The organism is Microbacterium sp. USHLN186, assembly GCF_037145155.1.
GTDB lineage: Bacteria > Actinomycetota > Actinomycetes > Actinomycetales > Microbacteriaceae > Microbacterium.
The window spans coordinates 170,179-187,016 of the sequence record NZ_JBBCYA010000003.1 but is presented as its reverse complement, the minus strand read 5'-3'; the positions used below and the strand labels follow the sequence as shown (position 1 = coordinate 187,016).

Genomic DNA, 16,838 nt, shown 5'->3' with positions numbered 1-16,838 from the left:
GCGCGCCTGCGAGCCGGGCGTCAGTGGAAGAAGTGGCGTTCCCCGGTGAAGAACATCGTCACGCCGGCCTTGCGGGCAGCGTCCACGACCTCGTCATCGCGCACGGAGCCGCCGGGCTGGACGATCGCCGTGACCCCGGCGTCGATGAGCACCTGCGCCCCGTCGGCGAAGGGGAAGAACGCGTCCGAGGCGGCGACCGACCCGGCCGCTCGGCCGCCGGCGCGCTCGACGGCCAGCCGGCAGGAGTCCACCCGGTTCACCTGTCCCATGCCCACTCCGACGGTGGCGTTGTCCTTGGCGAGCACGATGGCGTTGGACTTCACGGCACGGCACGCCTTCCACGCGAAGATGAGGTTCTCCATCTCGGCGTCGTCGGGGTGCTCGCCCGAGACCAGCTGCCAGTTCTTGGCGACCGAGACGATGTCGTCCGGGAACAGGTCGGCGTCCTGCAGCAGCAGGCCACCCGACACGAGCCGCACGTCCATGCGCTCCTGCCGCCAGTCCGCCGGCAGCTGCAGCAGGCGCAGGTTCTTCTTCGCCTTGAACACCTCCAGCGCGGCCGGCTCGAAGTCTGGTGCGACGATCACCTCGGTGAAGATGTCCTTCAGGTTCTCCGCCATCTTCAGCGTGACGGTGCCGTTCGCGGCGATGACCCCGCCGTACGCCGACACGGGGTCGCATTCGTGGGCGCGCAGGTGCGCGCTGGCGATCGGGTCGAGTGCGTTCGGGGCCGTGGTGGCGATGCCGCACGGGTTCGCGTGCTTGATGATGGCCACCGCGGGCAGCACCATGTCGTATGCGGCGCGCAGCGCGGCGTCGGCGTCGACGTAGTTGTTGTACGACATCTCCTTGCCCTGCAGCTGCTTGGCCTGCGCGATGCCGTGACCGCCCGCGCGCGTGTAGATCGCGCCGCGCTGGTGGGAGTTCTCGCCGTAGCGCAGCGTCGCCAGGCGCTCGGCCTTGACGGTGAGGTGCGCGGGCAGGTCGACGCCCTCGGCGAGGGTGCCCTCCGAGAACCACTGTGCGACGGCGGAGTCGTAGTTGGCGGTGTGCGCGAACGCGCGTGCGGCGAGCTCGCGGCGCTGGGCGAGGTCGGTGCCGCCCGCCTCGACGGCCTCGATGATCGCGGGGTACGACTCGGGCGAGACGACGATCGCCACATTCGCGTGGTTCTTGGCCGCCGCACGGACCATAGCCGGTCCGCCGATGTCGATCTGCTCGACGATGGCATCCGGTTCGGCACCGGATGCCACGGTCTCGACGAACGGGTACAGGTTGACGACCACCAGCTCGAACGGGTCGATGCCGAGCTCCGCCAGCTGCCGCTCGTGATCCTCCAGCCGCAGGTCGGCGAGCAGGCCGCCGTGCACCTTCGGGTGCAGGGTCTTCACGCGCCCGTCGAGCATCTCGGCGACGCCGGTGACGGTGGCGACGTCGGTCACCTCGTGCCCGGCGTCGCGGATGGTCTGCGCGGTGGATCCGGTCGAGACGATCTCGACGCCGGCGGCGGCGAGCGCCTCAGCCAGCTCGAGCAGGCCGGACTTGTCGCTCACCGACACGAGCGCGCGGGTGATGCGCACCAGGTCGCGGTCGCGGTACAGCGAGGGGTCGAGGCGGGGGCCGGCCATGGGATTGCTCCTTCGGGGCGAGGGATCGGGTTCAGCGGGACAGTGCGAGCTCGCCGGTGGCGATGCGCTGAACGACGTCGATGAGCAGACGCCGCTCGACGGGCTTGATGCGGTCGTGCAGGGTGGACTCGGTGTCGCCGGGGAGCACGGGCACACGCTCCTGGGCGAGGATCGGACCGCTGTCGACGCCGTCGTCGATCACGATGATGCTGGCGCCGGTCTCGCTGACGCCCGCCGCGAGCGCATCGCGCACGCCGTGCGCGCCGGGGAACTCCGGCAGATGGGCGGGGTGCGTGTTGATGATGCGCGGGGCGTAGCGCTCGACGACCTCCGCCGGCAGCAGGCGCATGAGCCCGCTGAGCACGATGAGATCCGGCTCCCAGGCGTCCAGCTGCGTCGCCAGCTCGCGGCCCCATTCCTCCCGGCTGGGATACGCAGTGTAGGGCACGGTGAAGGTGGGGATGCCGAACTCCTCGGCGTGCGCGAGACCGGCAGCATCCCGATCCGCCCCGACGACGATGACCCGCGCGGGGAAATCCGGGTGGCTCGCGGCCTCGAGCAGGGCTCGGAGGTTCGAGCCGGTACCGGAGATGAGAACGGCGAGCGTCAGCACCCGGTCAGTCTACCGGCGCCCGGAGCCCCGCCATCTCCTCGTTCCAGCGGTCGACGCGCTCCTCGGCCAGCTCGTCGCGATGCCGGGGCGCGAGCAGCAGGATGCCGGCGCCGATGAGCACCTCGATGCCGACGGCCAGCGCGAACGAGCCGGGAGCAGGGCCGGTGTGGGCGAGGCGTCCCGGTCCGATCGCGCCGGATGCGAGCGCCGCGGCAGCCGCCGCAGCAGCGGCGGAGAACCCCGCGATGGCCACGGCGAGCACCGCGCGAGGAGCGGCAGGCGCAGCGGTTCCCTCCCAGACCAGACGCGAGCGCACCATCCAGCCCGCCAGCGCGCCGCAGCCGATCGGCACGAGCACGCACACCAGCATCCAGAACGACGCGTTCGCCGGCATCAGCCCGAACACCGGCAGGCCGGGCACGACTCCCAGCTCGGTACCGGCGGGCGACACTGCGGTTCCCGTGCCGACGGCGAAGCCAGGGCCGGCGAGCCAGCTGGCGGCCCAGACGAGCAGCGTCGGCAGATAGGCGAGGTGCGCGAGGGTCAGCATGCCCGCGCCGAGGGCGTCGACGTGCGCCGCCTCGAACAGCGCGACCACCTCTCCGCCGCGCAGGGCGGTCGACGCCGCGATGGCGACGGCGGAAGCACCCACCAGCGCCACGGACACCACAGTCGCGCCGCGCAGCGACTCCGGCAGCACCGGAGCCCAGTCGCCGAGGCCGTCCACGAGATCGTGCAGCCGGTCGATCAGGCCGTCGTCTCCCTCCGTCCACGCGCGCGTCAGCGCGCCGGAGAGAGCACCGACCGCGTACACCGCGGTCGGCAGCAGGATCGCCGCCCACAGCGGCGCGCGCAGCACGTCCGTGGCGCCGGTGGCGGCCACCCCCGCGCTGATCAGCGCGAACACGACGACGCCCGACGCGACGCCGGCCGGCCAGCTGCCGGCCGCGGCAGCGCCGCGCCCGGATCGCGCCGAGAAGAGCAGGGTGAACAGCAGCAGCGCCAGTGGCGGCACCGACAGGCCGAAGCGCGCGGCTTCGGGGGCGATCCCCAGCTCGCGCACGAGCTGATCCGGCAGGGCGACCTCGAGAGGGACGCCGTGCCCGAACTGCCAGAGCGTGCCGCTGACCGGCCACAGCGAGCCCCAGTCGGCCTGCAGGCCGAACGCCAGCACCCACAGCAGCGTGAAAGGGGCGAGCACGGCGGCCAGACCCACGGCCGCCGCGACGGCGGCGTCGAGGGCGGCGAGGAGCACGACGATGACACGATGCATGACGACTCGAGCCTACGCGCGCGCCCCCGGGCTTCGTCGCGGGCACGCGCGGAACAGCGAACACGGTAGATTCTCTCCGGAGGTCCCCCCGATGACTCATGCCGCCCCTGCGCACACCGACACCGAGCCCCGCAACGCGCTCGACCGCTACTTCGAGATCACGAAGCGAGGATCGAGCTTCGCGGCGGAGATCCGCGGTGGTCTGGTCACGTTCGTCACGATGGCGTACATCGTCATCCTCAACCCGATCATCCTGTCGGGCAAGCCCGACGTGTCCGGCGCCGTGCTCGACTTCAACGCCGTGGGAGCCGCGACCGCGCTGACCGCCGGCGTCATGACCATCCTGTTCGGTGTGATCAGCCGCCTGCCGTTCGCGTTCGCCGCCGGCCTGGGCATCAACGCCTTCGTCGCCTTCAGCGTCGTCGGTCAGGTCACCTGGCCGGAGGCGATGGCACTGGTGATGATCAACGGCGCGCTGATCGTGCTGCTGGCCGCCACCGGCCTGCGCAAGGCGATCTTCGACGCCGTGCCGTTCCAGCTGAAGATCGCGATCACGGTCGGCATCGGGCTCTTCATCGCCTTCATCGGATTCGTCAACGCCGGCTTCGTCTCAGCCACCGGGGCGGCTTCTCCCCCGGTCGGGCTCGGCGTCGCCGGCTCGGTGGCGACCGTCCCCACTCTGCTGTTCGTCGTCACCCTCATCGTCACGGCGATCCTCGTCGCGCTGCGGATCAAGGGCGGCATGCTGATCGGCCTCGTCTTCGGCACGGTGCTCGCCGTCATCGTCGAGGCCATCTGGCACATCGGTCCGCGAGCCTTCGACGAGTCCGGCGCGGTCGTGAATCCCGGCGGGTGGGGGCTCACGGTGCCGGCGCTGACCGGCTCACCGGTGAGCCTGCCGGACCTCAGCCTGCTCGGCAAGGTCGACTTCACCTTCGACTTCGGCCGCGTCAGCGCCGTCGCGATCGTGATGATCGTCTTCACCCTGCTGTTCACGAACTTCTTCGACGCCATGGGCACCATGACCGGCCTGGCCAAGGAGGCCGACCTCGCCGACGCGAAGGGCGACTTCCCGCGCATCAAGTCCGCACTCGTCGTGGAGGGCTTCGGTGCCATCGCCGGTGGCGCGACCTCGTCGTCGTCCAGCACCGTCTTCATCGAGTCGGGCGCCGGCATCGGCGAGGGGGCACGCACCGGGTTCGCCAACGTCGTCACGGGTGTGGTGTTCCTCATCGCGATGTTCCTGACGCCCCTGACCTCGATCGTGCCCACCGAGATCGCCGCCGCCGCCCTGATCATCGTGGGCGCGATGATGATGGCGCAGATCAGGCACATCGACTTCAGCGATTTCCGGGTGCTCATGCCGGTGTTCCTCACCGTCACCGTCATGCCGCTGACCTACTCGATCGCGAACGGCATCGGGGCGGGCTTCGTGAGCTGGGTGCTCATCCAGTCACTCTCCGGCCGCGCCCGCCTGGTCAGCCCGCTGCTGTGGGTCGTGGGCGCGGGCTTCCTGGTCTTCTTCGCCCGCGGGCCGATCGAGATGCTCTTCAGCTGACCCGGTCCAGAAGCTGTCCGATACGAGAGGAACATCATGCTGTTCGAGAACAAGAGCGCACTCGTCACCGCCGCGGGAGCCGGGATCGGCCGAGCCATCGCCGTGAAGCTGGCTGCGGAGGGCGCGCGCGTCGTCGTGTCGGACGTGGATGACACCGCCGGCGCCGAGACCGTGGAGCTCATCGTCGGCGCGGGCGGCACCGCGGTCTACCAGCACGCGAACGTCGCCGATGATGCCGAGGTGCGCGCGCTCGTGCAGCGCGCCGTCGACGAGCACGGCGGCCTCGACCTGGCGGTGAACAACGCCGGGCTCGGTGCGCCGCCCCGGCCCCTGCAGCAGATCAGCGACGCCGAGTGGCAGCGCACCATCGCGGTGACGCTGACCGGAACCTTCCACTGCATGCGGGCCGAGCTCGAGCGGATGACGGCGCAGGGCGCCGGCGCGATCGTGAACATCGCCTCCATCGCCGGCCTGCAGTCGACGTCGCAGTTGACGCCCTACGGCGCCGCCAAGCACGGCGTGGTGTCGCTGACCATGTCGGCCGCGGCCGAGAACGCCGCCGCCGGCATCCGCATCAACGCGGTCGCGCCGGGACCGGTGCTCACGGCGGCGCTGGCGTCGCTGCCCGCGGAATCGCGGCAGCGCTATGCCGACGAGGTGCCGATGCGCCGGCTGGGCGATCCCGAGGACATCGCCGAGGCCACCGCGTTCCTGCTCTCCGACGCCGCCGGGTTCATCACCGGCGTCACGCTGCCCGTCGACGGCGGCTCGCTCGCGCGCTGAGGCCCTGACCCGCTGAGACGCAGGTCCATCGGCCGGACATGACGAAGGCCCCGGGGTGGAGCCCGGGGCCTTCGTCGTTCAGTCTATCCGATCAGAGCGCCTCGACGATGGCGCGCATCAGATCGGCGGTCTCGGAGGGCGTCTTGCCGACCTTGACGCCGGCGGCCTCGAGGGCCTCCTTCTTCGCCTGCGCGGTGCCCGCCGAGCCCGAGACGATGGCGCCGGCATGGCCCATGGTCTTGCCCTCGGGGGCGGTGAAGCCGGCGACGTAGCCGACGACCGGCTTGGTGACGTTCGCCTTGATGTAGTCGGCCGCACGCTCCTCGGCGTCGCCGCCGATCTCGCCGATCATGACGATGGCCTTGGTCTCGGGGTCGGCCTCGAACGCGGCGAGCGCGTCGATGTGCGTGGTGCCGATGACCGGGTCTCCGCCGATGCCGATGGCGGTCGAGAAGCCGAGGTCGCGCAGCTCGAACATCATCTGGTAGGTGAGCGTGCCCGACTTCGACACGAGCCCGATCGGGCCCTTGCCGGTGATGTTCGCCGGGGTGATGCCCACCAGGGACTCGCCGGGCGTGATGATGCCCGGGCAGTTCGGTCCGATGATGCGGGTCTTGTTGCCCTTCTCGGTGGCGTACGCCCACGCCTCGGCGCTGTCGCCGACGGGGACGCCCTCGGTGATGACCACGAGCAGCGGGATCTCCGCGTCGATGGCCTCGACCATGGCGTCCTTGGTGAAGGCACCGGGCACGAAGGCGATCGAGACGTCGGCCCCGGTCTTCTCCATGGCCTCGGCGACCGAGCCGAACACGGGCAGGTCGACCGGGTTGCCGTCCTTGTCGGTGTGCGAGACGGTGGTGCCGGCCTTGCGCGCGTTCACGCCGCCGACGATGTTCGTGCCCGCCTTGAGCATCAGGGCGGTGTGCTTGGTGCCCTCGCCGCCGGTGATGCCCTGGACGATGACCTTGGAGTCCTTGTTGATGAAGATCGACATGTCTGTGATTCCTTCCGGCGCGTCAGGCGTTCGCCAGCTCGGCGGCCTTGTCGGCGCCTTCGTCCATGGTGGCCGCGAGGGTGACCAGCGGGTGGTTCGCCGCCGCGAGGATCTCGCGGCCCTCCTCGACCTGGTTGCCGTCGAGGCGCACCACGAGCGGCTTGGTGGCGGCGTCGCCGAGGATCTCGAGGGCCTTGACGATGCCCTCTGCGACGGCGACGCACGAGGTGATGCCGCCGAAGACGTTCACGAAGACGCTCTTGACCTGCTCGTCGCCGAGGATGACGTCGAGACCGGCGGCCATGACCGTGGCCGAGGCGCCGCCGCCGATGTCGAGGAAGTTCGCCGGCTTCACGCCGCCGTGCTTCTCGCCGGCGTAGGCGACGACGTCGAGCGTGGACATGACCAGTCCCGCGCCGTTGCCGATGACGCCGACCTGGCCGTCGAGCTTGACGTAGTTCAGACCGGATGCCTTGGCCTTCGCCTCGAGCGGGTTCTCCGCGCCCTTGTCGGCGAGGGCCTCGTGCTCGGGGTGACGGATCTCGGACGCGTTCTCGTCGAGCGTGACCTTGCCGTCGAGGGCGATGATCTCGCCATCCTCGGTGCGCACGAGAGGGTTCACCTCGACGAGCGTGGCGTCCTCGCCCTTGTAGACCTCGTACAGCTTGACGAAGACGTCGGAGACCTTCTCGATGAGGTCCTCCGGGAAGTTCGCCGCCCGGGCGATCTCGACGGCCTTGGCCTTGTCGATGCCGGTCAGCGGGTTCACCTCGACGCGCGCGAGCGCCTCGGGCTTCTCGACCGCGAGCTGCTCGATCTCCATGCCGCCCTCGACGCTGCACAGCGACAGGTACGAGCGGTTGGCGCGGTCGAGCAGCACCGAGAAGTAGAACTCCTCGGCGATGCGGGCGCCCGCCGCGACCATGACGCGCTTGACGACGTGGCCCTTGATGTCGAGACCGAGGATCGCCTTCGCCGCCTCGTACGCCTCGTCGGGGGTCTTGGCGACCTTGACGCCGCCGGCCTTGCCACGGCCTCCGGTCTTCACCTGGGCCTTGACGACCACCACTCCACCGAGTTTCTCGGCCGCTGCCTTCACCTCCTCGGGGGTGTCGGCGACGATGCCGGCGAGAACCGGCACTCCGTAGGATTCGAAAAGGTCTCGTGCCTGGTACTCGTAGAGATCCACAGTGCAGTCCTTCGCTGGTTGCGGCGGATGGGACGCGACAGTTCTGTCGGGTGTCGATCACCGATCGACCCGATCCCACAGCCTACTACCGCTGACGGCACCGCCCCGACCGCGGGGTCTAGGCTCTCCCCTATGCAGCATCCGACCGAGGTCCGCACCGGCGTCGTCGCCGCGGCGATCGACCTCTTCGCCGAGCAGGGCTTCGAGGCCACGTCGGTCGAGCAGATCGCGAAGGCCGCGGGCGTCTCGCGCTCCACCTTCTTCCGTCAGTTCGGCGGCAAGGAGGATGTCGTGTTCACCGATCACGAGGCGCTGCTCGACGAGCTGCGGGCGTTCCTCGCGGAGCCGCACGACGACCCGTGGACGGCCGTATGCGAGGCGTCCGAGCGCGTCTTCTCGCACTTCGCTCGCGATCCCGAGCTCGCTCGGCGGCGCTATCAGATCGTGCGGAAGGTGCCGGTGCTGCGCGACCGCGAGATCGTCACCGTGTTCCGGTACGAGCGGCTGTTCGATGAGTACCTGCGCGGCGCGCTGCCGGGCATCGCCCCGATCGATGCGGTCGGGTTCTCGGCGCTCATCACGGCCGTGCACAATCACGTGCTGCGTCAGCTGCTGCGCGGCAGGAAGGTGCCGGTGAGCGTGCTGCACGACGCGCTCGACGATGTGCGGCGCCGGTACGGGGTGCTTCCGGACGCCGCGCCCGGCGCCGCGGATGACGTCGTCGTGGCGGTCTTCCCGCGCTCGATGCCGATCGCCGAGATGTCACGGCGCGTGCAGGCCCAGCTCTCCTGAGCATCCGGCGGTGTCAGCCGCGCGGCCTCACTCGTCGCAGCCGCAGCGGCCAGCGGCGTTCTTCACCATGAAGCAGGTGTCGCACACGCCGTAGTCGCGCTGGCTGAGGTCGGTCGCGCGCGCGGCGCGCGGCTCCGGCGCCGGGCGGGATGCCGCACGCGGTGCCGACGCGCGGGTGCGCGCGGCGCGGGCGGATGCCGAAGCGGCGGGCACGGCGCTGGGCTGGTGCACGTAGAAGTACGGCGCACGGCCCTCGCTGGGCAGCAGCGGCAGCACGCGGCCGGCGACGCTCACCTGCTCGTCGGCTTCGAAGCCGTTGATGTAGCTGCGGCCGATGTGCAGCGGCGCGCCCGGGGAGCGGCGGATGGCCTCGATGTAGCGTCCGCGGTCGATGTAGCTGCTGATGCCGACGGCATCCGTCACCGCCGCGATGAACTCGTGGTTCTCGACGGGGATGCGGTGCGCACGCAGCGCCTCCGCGAGCGATCGGTACGGTCGGGAGGTTCCTGCGGGGGTCGGACCCTGTACTTCGTTCATCACATCGATTCTCTCATCCCGCAAGCCCCCTCTGGCGCGCGGAGCCGCATGCCAGACTGGCCGCATGGCACGGGCGACGGTGATCGGCAGCGGTCCGAACGGACTGGTCGCCGCGGTGGCACTGGCACGCGCGGGCTACCGGGTCGAGGTGATCGAGGGCGCCGACACGCTCGGCGGCGGCATCCGCACCGCGCCCGGCCCGCTGCCCGGCTTCATCTACGACATCTGCTCCGCGGTGCATCCGGCGGCCCTCAGCTCCCCGATCTTCCGCGCGTTCGGCCTGCACGAGCGCGTGCAGTGGATCACACCGGAGATCTCCTACGCGCATCCGCTCGACGACGGCCGGGCGGCGATCGCGTGGCGCGACGTCGAGCGCACGGCCCGCGGGCTGGGCGCCGATGAGCGCGCCTGGCTCGCCCTGGCCCGCCCGCTCGCCCGGCACATCGACGGGGTGGTGGACTTCACCGGACATCAGCTGCTGCGCATGCCCTCCCATCCGATCACCGCTGCACGCTACGCCACCCGGATGCTGGAGCAGGGCACCGAGTTCTCCCGCCTCACCCTGCGCACCGAGGCGGGGGCCGCGCTGCTGTCCGGGGTGATGGCGCACGCGAACACCCGGATGCCGTCGCTGGGCTCGGCGGCGGCGGGTCTGCTGCTGATGGCGCACGGGCACGCCGGCGGATGGGTGTACCCGCGCGGCGGCGCGCAGCAGATCGCGGATGCGCTCATCGCCGATCTGCAGGCGCACGGCGGCACGGTGCGCACGGGCGAGCAGGTGCGCGACCTCGGCGCGCTGGACTGGGGCGATCCCGCTCGCGGCGACCTGCTGTTCCTGGACACATCGCCGCGCCTCGCGCTCACCCATCCCGATGTGCCCGCCGGGTACGCGCGCGCGGTGCGGGCGTACCGCTACGGAGCCGCGGCGGCGAAGGTGGACTTCGCGCTGGACGGGCCCATCCCCTGGACCAATCCGCTGGTGCGGCGCTCGCCCACCGTGCACGTCGGCGGCACCCGCGACGAGGTGTGGGCCAGCGAGAACGCGGTCGCCCGCGGCAGGGTGAGCGAGCGGCCGTACGTGCTTGCCGTGCAGCCGTCGGTGCTCGACGAGACGCGAGCCCCCGCCGGCAAGGCGGTGCTCTGGGCGTACATCCACGTGCCGGCAGGCTCCGACCTCGACGCCACCGAGCTGATCACCCGCCAGGTGGAGCGCTTCGCACCGGGCTTCCGCGATCGCATCCTCGCCAGCCGCGCCGTGCCCGCCTCCGCACGCGAGATGCTCAACGCCGCGGAGATCGGCGGCGACGTGTACGGCGGGGCGTTCACCGTCCTGCAGGCGTTCAAACGGCCGATGATCTCGCCGACGCCCTGGCGCACGCCCATGCGCGGCGTGTACCTGTCGTCGGCGTCGACGCCGCCCGGCCCCGGCGTGAACGGCATGGCGGGCTGGCTCGCGGCGCGCACGGCGCTGCGCGATGCGCGCCTGCCGCACTCCCTGACCGATCTGTTCTGACGCACCGGAGAGGACCGCTGCATGTACGACATCCCCTCGCCCATGCTCGCCAAGGCCGTGCCGGCCATCCCGGATCCCGCCAAGCGGCCCCTGCTGTACGAGCCGAAGTGGGACGGTTTCCGGGGCCTGATCGCGTGGGACGGCGAGACCCTCGAGATCGGCTCGCGCGGCGCGAAGCCGCTGACCCGGTACTTTCCCGAGCTGGTCGAGCGGCTCGGGGCGCTGCTGCCCGGGCCGTGCCTGCTCGACGGGGAGATCGTGGTGGCCACCGGCCCCGCGGGCGCCCAGCGGCTGGACTGGGAGGCGCTGAGTCAGCGCATCCATCCCGCCGCATCGCGAGTGGCGAAGCTGGCGGCCGAGACCCCGGCGATGTTCATCGCCTTCGATCTGCTCGTCGAGGGCGACGACGACCTGCAGCAGCGCCCGTTCCGGGAGCGCCGGGCGCGCCTGGAACGACTGATGGAGGGGATGCGCGACCCGCTGCATCTGACCCGCACCACCGAGGATGCCGATCTCGCTCGCCGCTGGCTGGCGGAGTTCGAGGGCGCGGGACTCGACGGCGTCGTCGCCAAGCCGCTCGACGACCCGTACGCGCCCGGCAAGCGCGCGCTGCTGAAGATCAAGCACGCGCGCACCGCCGACGTCGTCGCGCTCGGCTACCGGGTGCACAAGAGCGGCTCCGGCGTGGGATCGCTGCTGGTGGGTCTCTACGACGACGCCGGGGTGCTGCATCAGGTCGGCGGGGTCGCGGCGTGGACGGATGCCATGCGGCGCCGGCTGGTCGACGAGCTCGCGCCGCTGGTCGAGCGCGACGATGCCGGTGCGGCGGTGACCGGTGAGAGCGAGCGCTCGCGCTTCAGCGGCGCGAAGGACATGACCTTCGTGCGGCTGCGGCCGGAGCGCGTGCTGGAGGTGCGCTACGACCAGCTCGAGGGCGACCGGTTCCGCCATACCGTGCAGTTCGAGCGCTGGCGCCCCGACCGCGACGCGCGCTCGTGCAGCTACGCGCAGCTGGAGACCGTGGCCGGGTACGACCTCGCGGACGTCATCGAGTAGCGGCCCGACGGCGGGCGCCCCGGCGGGCGCGATCAGTGCGCGATGGCTTCGCCGTTCTCGTCCCAGTTCCCGGCGACCATCTTGCTCGGCTGCACGCGCGGCGGCTCGCCCGGCATCTTCGGGAACTCCGGCGGGAAGGGCAGCTCGCCCAGCCCGTCCTGCAGATCCCGCTCCCACCACTGCAGCAGCGTGTCGATCCGGCCCGGCGCCTTCTGCATGTCCGCCCACGGGTCGCCGACCTCGGCCAGACGCGCGGGGATGGTGCGCACGGTGAACCGGCGGGGGTCCACATCGTCCACCTCGTCCCAGTGCAGCGGGGTCGACACCGGCGCGTTGACCTTAGCGCGCGGACTGTACGCTCCGGCGATCGTGCGGTCGCGGTTGGCCTGGTTGAAGTCGACGAAGACCCGCTCACCGCGCTCCTCCTTCCACCAGTTGGTCGTCACCCGATCCGGCATCCGGCGCTCCAGCTCGCGTCCGGCAGCGATCACGGCGTGACGCACCACGAGGAACTCCCACTCCGGCACGATCGGGCTGAACACGTGCAGCCCGCGGTTTCCGCTGGTCTTGATGAACGGGTTCAGGCCCGCTTCGCGCAGCACCTCGCGCAGCGCGTGCGCGGCGGGGATCGCCTGTTCGATGCCCGTGCCGGGCTGCGGGTCCAGATCGATGCGCAGCTCGACCGGGTTGTCGGTGTCGGCGGCCAGCGACGCCCACGGGTGGAACACCACCGTGTTCATCTGCACGGCCCAGACGATCGCGCTGGGACGGTTCAGCACGATCTGCGGATGCCGGCGCCCGCTGTTGTAGGTGCACATCACCGCGTCGACGAAATCGGGAGTGCCCTTGGGCGGATTCTTCGAGAAGAACTGCTCACCCCGGATGCCGTCCCGGTACCGCTCCAGCGACACCGGCCGGTCGCCGTTGGCGGCGAGGAACGGCGTGGACACCTGCTGCACGTAATCGGCGTACTCCGCCTTGGTGATCCCCTCCCCGTCGTCGACGGGCCAGACCACCTTGTTCGGGCTCGACAGCTGCACGACGCGCTCGCCGTCGCCGTCCTGCACGGTCAGCTTCACTCGCTCAGAGGCCATGCTCCGACATTAGGCCGTCCGTGCGCGAGGGCACAGGGGCTGGCGGCGGCCGGCGGGGCCGACTATGCGGTCGGTTCAGTCGTCGCCGAGTTCGACCGCCAGCACCAGCACGGCGCTGAGCGCGTCGCGCTCGATCGCGAGCGACGGGCCGGCGATGTCGACGAGGATGCCGGCGATCTCGCTGTGCTCGCTGAGGATCTTCGCCAGCTGCTCGGGCTGGAACGGCATGGGCTGGTCCTTGCGACCCAGCGCGACCACCTCCAGCGGGTGCGAGAACACCTGCAGGAAGCGGCGTCCGTCGGTGGCGTGCGCCTCGGCGATGCCGACCGGCTGGCCGTTGCCGCCGTCGTTCACGGCAACCCAGCTGCGCGTGCGCGCGAGCGCCTCGGCAACGCGCACCGGGGTCTGCTCGTCGCGCGGTGCGGCCAGGGCCGTCTTCACCGCCATGTCCTCATCCCCCTGTTCGAGCGCCTTCTGCAGCAGCTCCGTCGGGAAGACCGCGCGGTGCGGCGCGGAGGAGTTGTCGAGGATGATGCCGTTGAACCCGCCGCTGACGACCTGCTGGTAGATCGCGGTGACCGGCTGTGCGATCGCCGAGGTGGCGGCAGCGTCCTCCGCGCCCTGCACCGAGTCGCGCAGCGCCCGGCCGGAGCTGTAGGCGAGCATGAACGAGCGGTCGCCGTCACGCACGACCCCGACCGAGAGGGGCTTGCCCGCACTGATCTGCTCGCGGGCGTCGCCGTGCACGCGCAGGTAGAGGTGACCCTGCAGCGACTGGCGCATGACGCCCAGCAGCTGCTCGTTGGTCGCGCCGTCCTGCAGTTCGGCGAGCGCCTCGCGCAGCAGGACGTTGTCGTTCAGCCCCTCCACGGTGTGGATCTGCTCGGGGGGCAGCGCGGCGGCCAGCGGCAGGCGCGGAACGGCCTGCTGGCCGTTCTGCCCCGCGCCGGGCTGCTCGCTGGGCAGTCCCGTGGCGGACGGCGAGCTGGAGCGCCCGGGTGTCGCGTCGGCGGCATCCGGCTCGGGGATCGCCCCGCTCTCGTCGGGCAGGCTGACCTCGGGTCCGGCGTCCGCGCCCACTCCGCGGAACGCCTGCACCGAGATGCTCACCTCGGGGACCGGCTCGGACGGCGCGGTCAGCGGCGCGTCGCTGGCCAGCTCGTCGCGCTGGGGTTCGTCGGATCCGGAGTTCTCGGCGGAGTCGACGGGCGCGGCGTCGGGCTGGTCGACGGACTTCCTGCGGCGTGAGAAGAGGGCCATATCTGCCAGCCTAACCGCACGCTCGACCGGGCGAGCGTGTGCTCAGAGCTTGGTGATCGGGGCGATCTTGATGAGCAGCTTCTTCTGTCCGGCGCTGTCGAACCGGACGTGCGCGATGCGCTTGGCGCCCTCGCCGGTGACCGCCTCGACGCGCCCCTCGCCGAAATCGTCGTGCCGGATCCGGTCCCCTGAGGTCAGCTGAAGATCGCCGTTGTCGCGCACCTTGCCGGTGACCTTGTTGGGGAAGCGGTCCATCGCGGTGGCCAGCGGCTTGAGACCCGCCCCCTTCGGAAGGGACTTCGGCGCGAACGGGTCGTTGCTGCGCCCGGAGCCGCCGAACCCGCCCGCCCGGCGCGCATTGAGGGCGCGCGACTGCATCCCGCCGCGCGAGTTCACATCGCCCGGCGACTGGCGCCAGTCGATGAGATCGCCCGGGATCTCCTGCAGGAAGCGGCTGGGCATCGCCACCGACACCTCACCGAACTGCGCGCGGGTCATCGCGAGCGAGAGGTGCAGGCGCTTGCGCGCGCGGGTGATGCCGACGTAGAACAGCCGCCGCTCCTCCTGCGGACCGCCCGGCTCGCCCGCGGAGATGCGGTGCGGGATGAGGTCCTCCTCGACGCCGGTGACGAACACCGCGTCGTACTCGAGGCCCTTCGCCGTGTGCATGGTCATCAGCGACACCGAACCCGATTCATCGTCGAGGTCGTCGGCATCCGAGACGAGGGCGACCTCGGTGAGGAAGTCCGCGATCGTCCCGTCCGGGTTGTTCCGCGCGAAGTCGCGGGCGACGGCGACGAATTCGTCGAGGTTCTCCAGCCGCGCCTCGTCCTGCGGGTCGCGGCTGGCACGCAGCATGTCGAAGTAGCCGCTCTGATTGAGCAGCAGCGTGAGCCCCTCGGCGACGGACGTCGCCGCCGGCACCTCTCCGGAAGACGGCGTGAGGATCTCGGCGGCCTCGTCGAGCACCTGGTCCAGCCGGGTGATCGCGGCCTGGATCTTCGGCCCGACCCCGAGCAGGGGGGCGTTGCGCAGCGCGTCGCGGAAGCTGAGCGAGTTCTCGTCGGCGAACCGCGCGATGGCGGTCTCGGTCACGTCGCCGATACCGCGGCGGGGACGGTTGAGGATGCGGCGCACGGCCATCTCGTCGGCGGGGTTGGCGACCGCGACCAGATAGGCCAGGGCGTCCTTGATCTCCGCCCGCTCGTAGAACTTGGTGCCGCCCATGATCTTGTACGGCACCGCCGCGCGGATGAAGATCTCCTCGAGCGCTCGCGACTGCGAGTTGGTGCGGTAGAAGACCGCCATCTCGGAGTACGGCACGCCGGAGCGGCGCAGCGACTCGACCTCGTCGGCGACGAACTGCGCCTCGTCGTGCTGCGAGTACCCGGTGAAGCCGATGATCTTCTCACCCGGGCCGCGGTCGCTCCACAGGTTCTTCGCCTTGCGGTCGAAGTTGTTGCCGATCACGGCGTTCGCCGCCGACAGGATGTTCTGCGTGGAGCGGTAGTTCTGCTCGAGCAGCACGACCTTCGCGCCGGGGAAGTCTCGCTCGAACTCGCTGATGTTGCGGATGTCGGCTCCGCGGAACGCGTAGATGGACTGGTCGGAGTCGCCGACCACCGTCAGCGACGCGCCGGCGGCTCCCGTCGAATGGGTCGCCGAGCCTGTCGAATGGGTCCCTGAGCCTGTCGAAGGGTCGGGTTCGAAGATCATCATGCCGTTCATCTCGAACCCGTCGGGCTCGGCGCTCTCACCGGACACCGGGCGCGTGAGCTCGTGAATCAGCGCGTATTGGGCGTGGTTGGTGTCCTGGTACTCGTCCACGAGGATGTGCCGGAAGCGCCGCCGGTACACGTCGGCGACCTGCGGGAACGCGCGGAACAGGTACACCGTCTGGCCGATGAGGTCGTCGAAGTCGAAGGCGTTCGCCTTCTGCAGCGCCCGCTGATAGTCGGTGAAGATATCGGCGAACTTCCGCTCGGCCGGGTCGCTGAGGTTGGCCTGTCGGGCGAAGCCCTCGGCATCCGTCAACTCGTTCTTCAGCTTCGAGATGCGCGACTGCACAGCACCGGGGGTGAGCCCGTACGCGTCGGCCTCGTGCTCCTTCACCAGACGCTTCAGCAGCGCGCGCGAGTCGCCGGAGTCGTAGATCGTGAAGGACTTGGTGAAGCCGAACTGCTCCGCCTCGCGGCGCAGGATCCGCACGCAGGCCGAGTGGAACGTCGAGATCCACATGCCGCGGGCGACGTCGCCGACGAGCGCTGCGACGCGCTCGCGCATCTCCGCCGCGGCCTTGTTCGTGAACGTGATGGCGAGGATCTGGCTGGGCCAGGCCTCGCGCTCGCGCAGCAGCAGCGCGATGCGGCGGGTGAGCACACTGGTCTTGCCCGAACCCGCGCCGGCGACGATCAGCAGCGCCTGCCCGCGGTAGGTGACGGCTTCGAGCTGCTGCGGGTTCAGCCCGTCGAGCAGCGCGTCGCGGCTGTCGGAGGGGCGCGAGCCGGAGGGTGCGGGAACGATGAGAGGGACGTCGGTCATGTCCATT

The 16,838-nt window shown here is 70.8% G+C and carries 14 protein-coding genes; 5 read left to right on the top strand and 9 right to left on the bottom strand.

What is annotated here, in order from left to right; genetic code table 11:
* Window positions 1-20 precede the first annotated feature (20 nt).
* Genes purH through WFG93_RS08305 form a run of 3 tightly spaced genes read right to left on the bottom strand, consistent with a single transcriptional unit; the run spans window position 21 to window position 3,514 of the window.
* The gene (purH, locus tag WFG93_RS08315) at window positions 21-1,628 is read right to left on the bottom strand and encodes a bifunctional phosphoribosylaminoimidazolecarboxamide formyltransferase/IMP cyclohydrolase (protein ID WP_336645867.1); all 1,608 of its coding nucleotides are present in this window, start codon (window positions 1,626-1,628) and stop codon (window positions 21-23) included.
* Window positions 1,629-1,659: 31 nt separating this feature from the next.
* Window positions 1,660-2,241: a phosphoribosylglycinamide formyltransferase gene (purN, locus tag WFG93_RS08310; RefSeq protein WP_336645866.1), complete on the bottom strand. Its 582-nt coding sequence runs from the start codon at window positions 2,239-2,241 to the stop codon at window positions 1,660-1,662.
* Between the two features lie 4 nt (window positions 2,242-2,245).
* Window positions 2,246-3,514, bottom strand: coding sequence for a cell division protein PerM (locus WFG93_RS08305; RefSeq protein WP_336645865.1), 1,269 nt, complete (start codon window positions 3,512-3,514; stop codon window positions 2,246-2,248).
* 91 nt (window positions 3,515-3,605) lie between these two features.
* Here WFG93_RS08305 and WFG93_RS08300 point away from each other — a divergent pair, with 91 nt between their 5' ends.
* Together WFG93_RS08300 and WFG93_RS08295 are read left to right on the top strand one after the other, a co-directional pair.
* Entirely contained in the window at window positions 3,606-5,072 is a 1,467-nt protein-coding gene (locus WFG93_RS08300; RefSeq protein WP_336645864.1) for an NCS2 family permease, read from the top strand.
* Between the two features lie 36 nt (window positions 5,073-5,108).
* On the top strand, window positions 5,109-5,855 hold the full coding sequence (locus WFG93_RS08295; RefSeq protein WP_336645863.1) for an SDR family NAD(P)-dependent oxidoreductase: 747 nt from the start codon (window positions 5,109-5,111) through the stop codon (window positions 5,853-5,855).
* A gap of 91 nt (window positions 5,856-5,946) precedes the next feature.
* Here the strand turns inward: WFG93_RS08295 and sucD are convergent, their stop codons facing one another.
* Window positions 5,947-6,849, bottom strand: coding sequence for a succinate--CoA ligase subunit alpha (gene sucD / locus WFG93_RS08290; RefSeq protein WP_336645862.1), 903 nt, complete (start codon window positions 6,847-6,849; stop codon window positions 5,947-5,949).
* Between the two features lie 22 nt (window positions 6,850-6,871).
* Entirely contained in the window at window positions 6,872-8,038 is a 1,167-nt protein-coding gene (gene sucC, locus WFG93_RS08285; RefSeq protein WP_336645861.1) for an ADP-forming succinate--CoA ligase subunit beta, read from the bottom strand.
* A gap of 132 nt (window positions 8,039-8,170) precedes the next feature.
* Between sucC and WFG93_RS08280 the strand changes: the two genes are divergently transcribed.
* Window positions 8,171-8,830 carry a TetR/AcrR family transcriptional regulator gene (locus WFG93_RS08280; protein ID WP_336645860.1) on the top strand — a complete coding sequence of 220 codons (660 nt, stop codon included), beginning with the start codon at window positions 8,171-8,173 and terminating at the stop codon, window positions 8,828-8,830.
* Between the two features lie 27 nt (window positions 8,831-8,857).
* Here the strand turns inward: WFG93_RS08280 and WFG93_RS08275 are convergent, their stop codons facing one another.
* The gene (locus WFG93_RS08275) at window positions 8,858-9,367 is read right to left on the bottom strand and encodes a hypothetical protein (protein ID WP_336645859.1); all 510 of its coding nucleotides are present in this window, start codon (window positions 9,365-9,367) and stop codon (window positions 8,858-8,860) included.
* A gap of 64 nt (window positions 9,368-9,431) precedes the next feature.
* Here WFG93_RS08275 and WFG93_RS08270 point away from each other — a divergent pair, with 64 nt between their 5' ends.
* Window positions 9,432-10,880 (top strand): phytoene desaturase family protein, encoded by a 1,449-nt coding sequence (locus WFG93_RS08270; RefSeq protein ID WP_336645858.1) that lies wholly within the window; start codon window positions 9,432-9,434, stop codon window positions 10,878-10,880.
* 21 nt (window positions 10,881-10,901) lie between these two features.
* Complete coding sequence (locus WFG93_RS08265) at window positions 10,902-11,936, top strand: ATP-dependent DNA ligase (RefSeq protein WP_336645857.1); 1,035 nt, start codon at window positions 10,902-10,904, stop codon at window positions 11,934-11,936.
* A gap of 32 nt (window positions 11,937-11,968) precedes the next feature.
* On the opposite strand, the gene ligD is transcribed toward WFG93_RS08265, so the two are convergent.
* The 3 genes from ligD to WFG93_RS08250 all read right to left on the bottom strand — a co-directional run bounded on the left by ligD (window position 11,969) and on the right by WFG93_RS08250 (window position 16,831).
* The gene (ligD, locus tag WFG93_RS08260) at window positions 11,969-13,030 is read right to left on the bottom strand and encodes a non-homologous end-joining DNA ligase (RefSeq protein ID WP_336645856.1); all 1,062 of its coding nucleotides are present in this window, start codon (window positions 13,028-13,030) and stop codon (window positions 11,969-11,971) included.
* A gap of 75 nt (window positions 13,031-13,105) precedes the next feature.
* Window positions 13,106-14,290 (bottom strand): SseB family protein, encoded by a 1,185-nt coding sequence (locus WFG93_RS08255; RefSeq protein ID WP_336645855.1) that lies wholly within the window; start codon window positions 14,288-14,290, stop codon window positions 13,106-13,108.
* A gap of 42 nt (window positions 14,291-14,332) precedes the next feature.
* The gene (locus tag WFG93_RS08250; RefSeq protein ID WP_336645854.1) at window positions 14,333-16,831 is read right to left on the bottom strand and encodes an ATP-dependent helicase; all 2,499 of its coding nucleotides are present in this window, start codon (window positions 16,829-16,831) and stop codon (window positions 14,333-14,335) included.
* Window positions 16,832-16,838 lie beyond the last annotated feature (7 nt).

Excerpts from the sequence above, each read along its gene's own strand:
- purH (WP_336645867.1), bottom strand. The coding sequence starts at position 1,628 with ATGGCCGGCCCCCGCCTCGACCCCTCGCTGTACCGCGACCGCGACCTG.
- WFG93_RS08305 (WP_336645865.1), bottom strand. The coding sequence starts at position 3,514 with ATGCATCGTGTCATCGTCGTGCTCCTCGCCGCCCTCGACGCCGCCGTC.
- WFG93_RS08300 (WP_336645864.1), top strand. The coding sequence starts at position 3,606 with ATGACTCATGCCGCCCCTGCGCACACCGACACCGAGCCCCGCAACGCG.
- WFG93_RS08295 (WP_336645863.1), top strand. The coding sequence starts at position 5,109 with ATGCTGTTCGAGAACAAGAGCGCACTCGTCACCGCCGCGGGAGCCGGG.
- sucD (WP_336645862.1), bottom strand. The coding sequence starts at position 6,849 with ATGTCGATCTTCATCAACAAGGACTCCAAGGTCATCGTCCAGGGCATC.
- WFG93_RS08280 (WP_336645860.1), top strand. The coding sequence starts at position 8,171 with ATGCAGCATCCGACCGAGGTCCGCACCGGCGTCGTCGCCGCGGCGATC.
- WFG93_RS08275 (WP_336645859.1), bottom strand. The coding sequence starts at position 9,367 with ATGAACGAAGTACAGGGTCCGACCCCCGCAGGAACCTCCCGACCGTAC.
- WFG93_RS08270 (WP_336645858.1), top strand. The coding sequence starts at position 9,432 with ATGGCACGGGCGACGGTGATCGGCAGCGGTCCGAACGGACTGGTCGCC.
- WFG93_RS08265 (WP_336645857.1), top strand. The coding sequence starts at position 10,902 with ATGTACGACATCCCCTCGCCCATGCTCGCCAAGGCCGTGCCGGCCATC.
- ligD (WP_336645856.1), bottom strand. The coding sequence starts at position 13,030 with ATGGCCTCTGAGCGAGTGAAGCTGACCGTGCAGGACGGCGACGGCGAG.
- WFG93_RS08255 (WP_336645855.1), bottom strand. The coding sequence starts at position 14,290 with ATGGCCCTCTTCTCACGCCGCAGGAAGTCCGTCGACCAGCCCGACGCC.
- WFG93_RS08250 (WP_336645854.1), bottom strand. The coding sequence starts at position 16,831 with ATGACCGACGTCCCTCTCATCGTTCCCGCACCCTCCGGCTCGCGCCCC.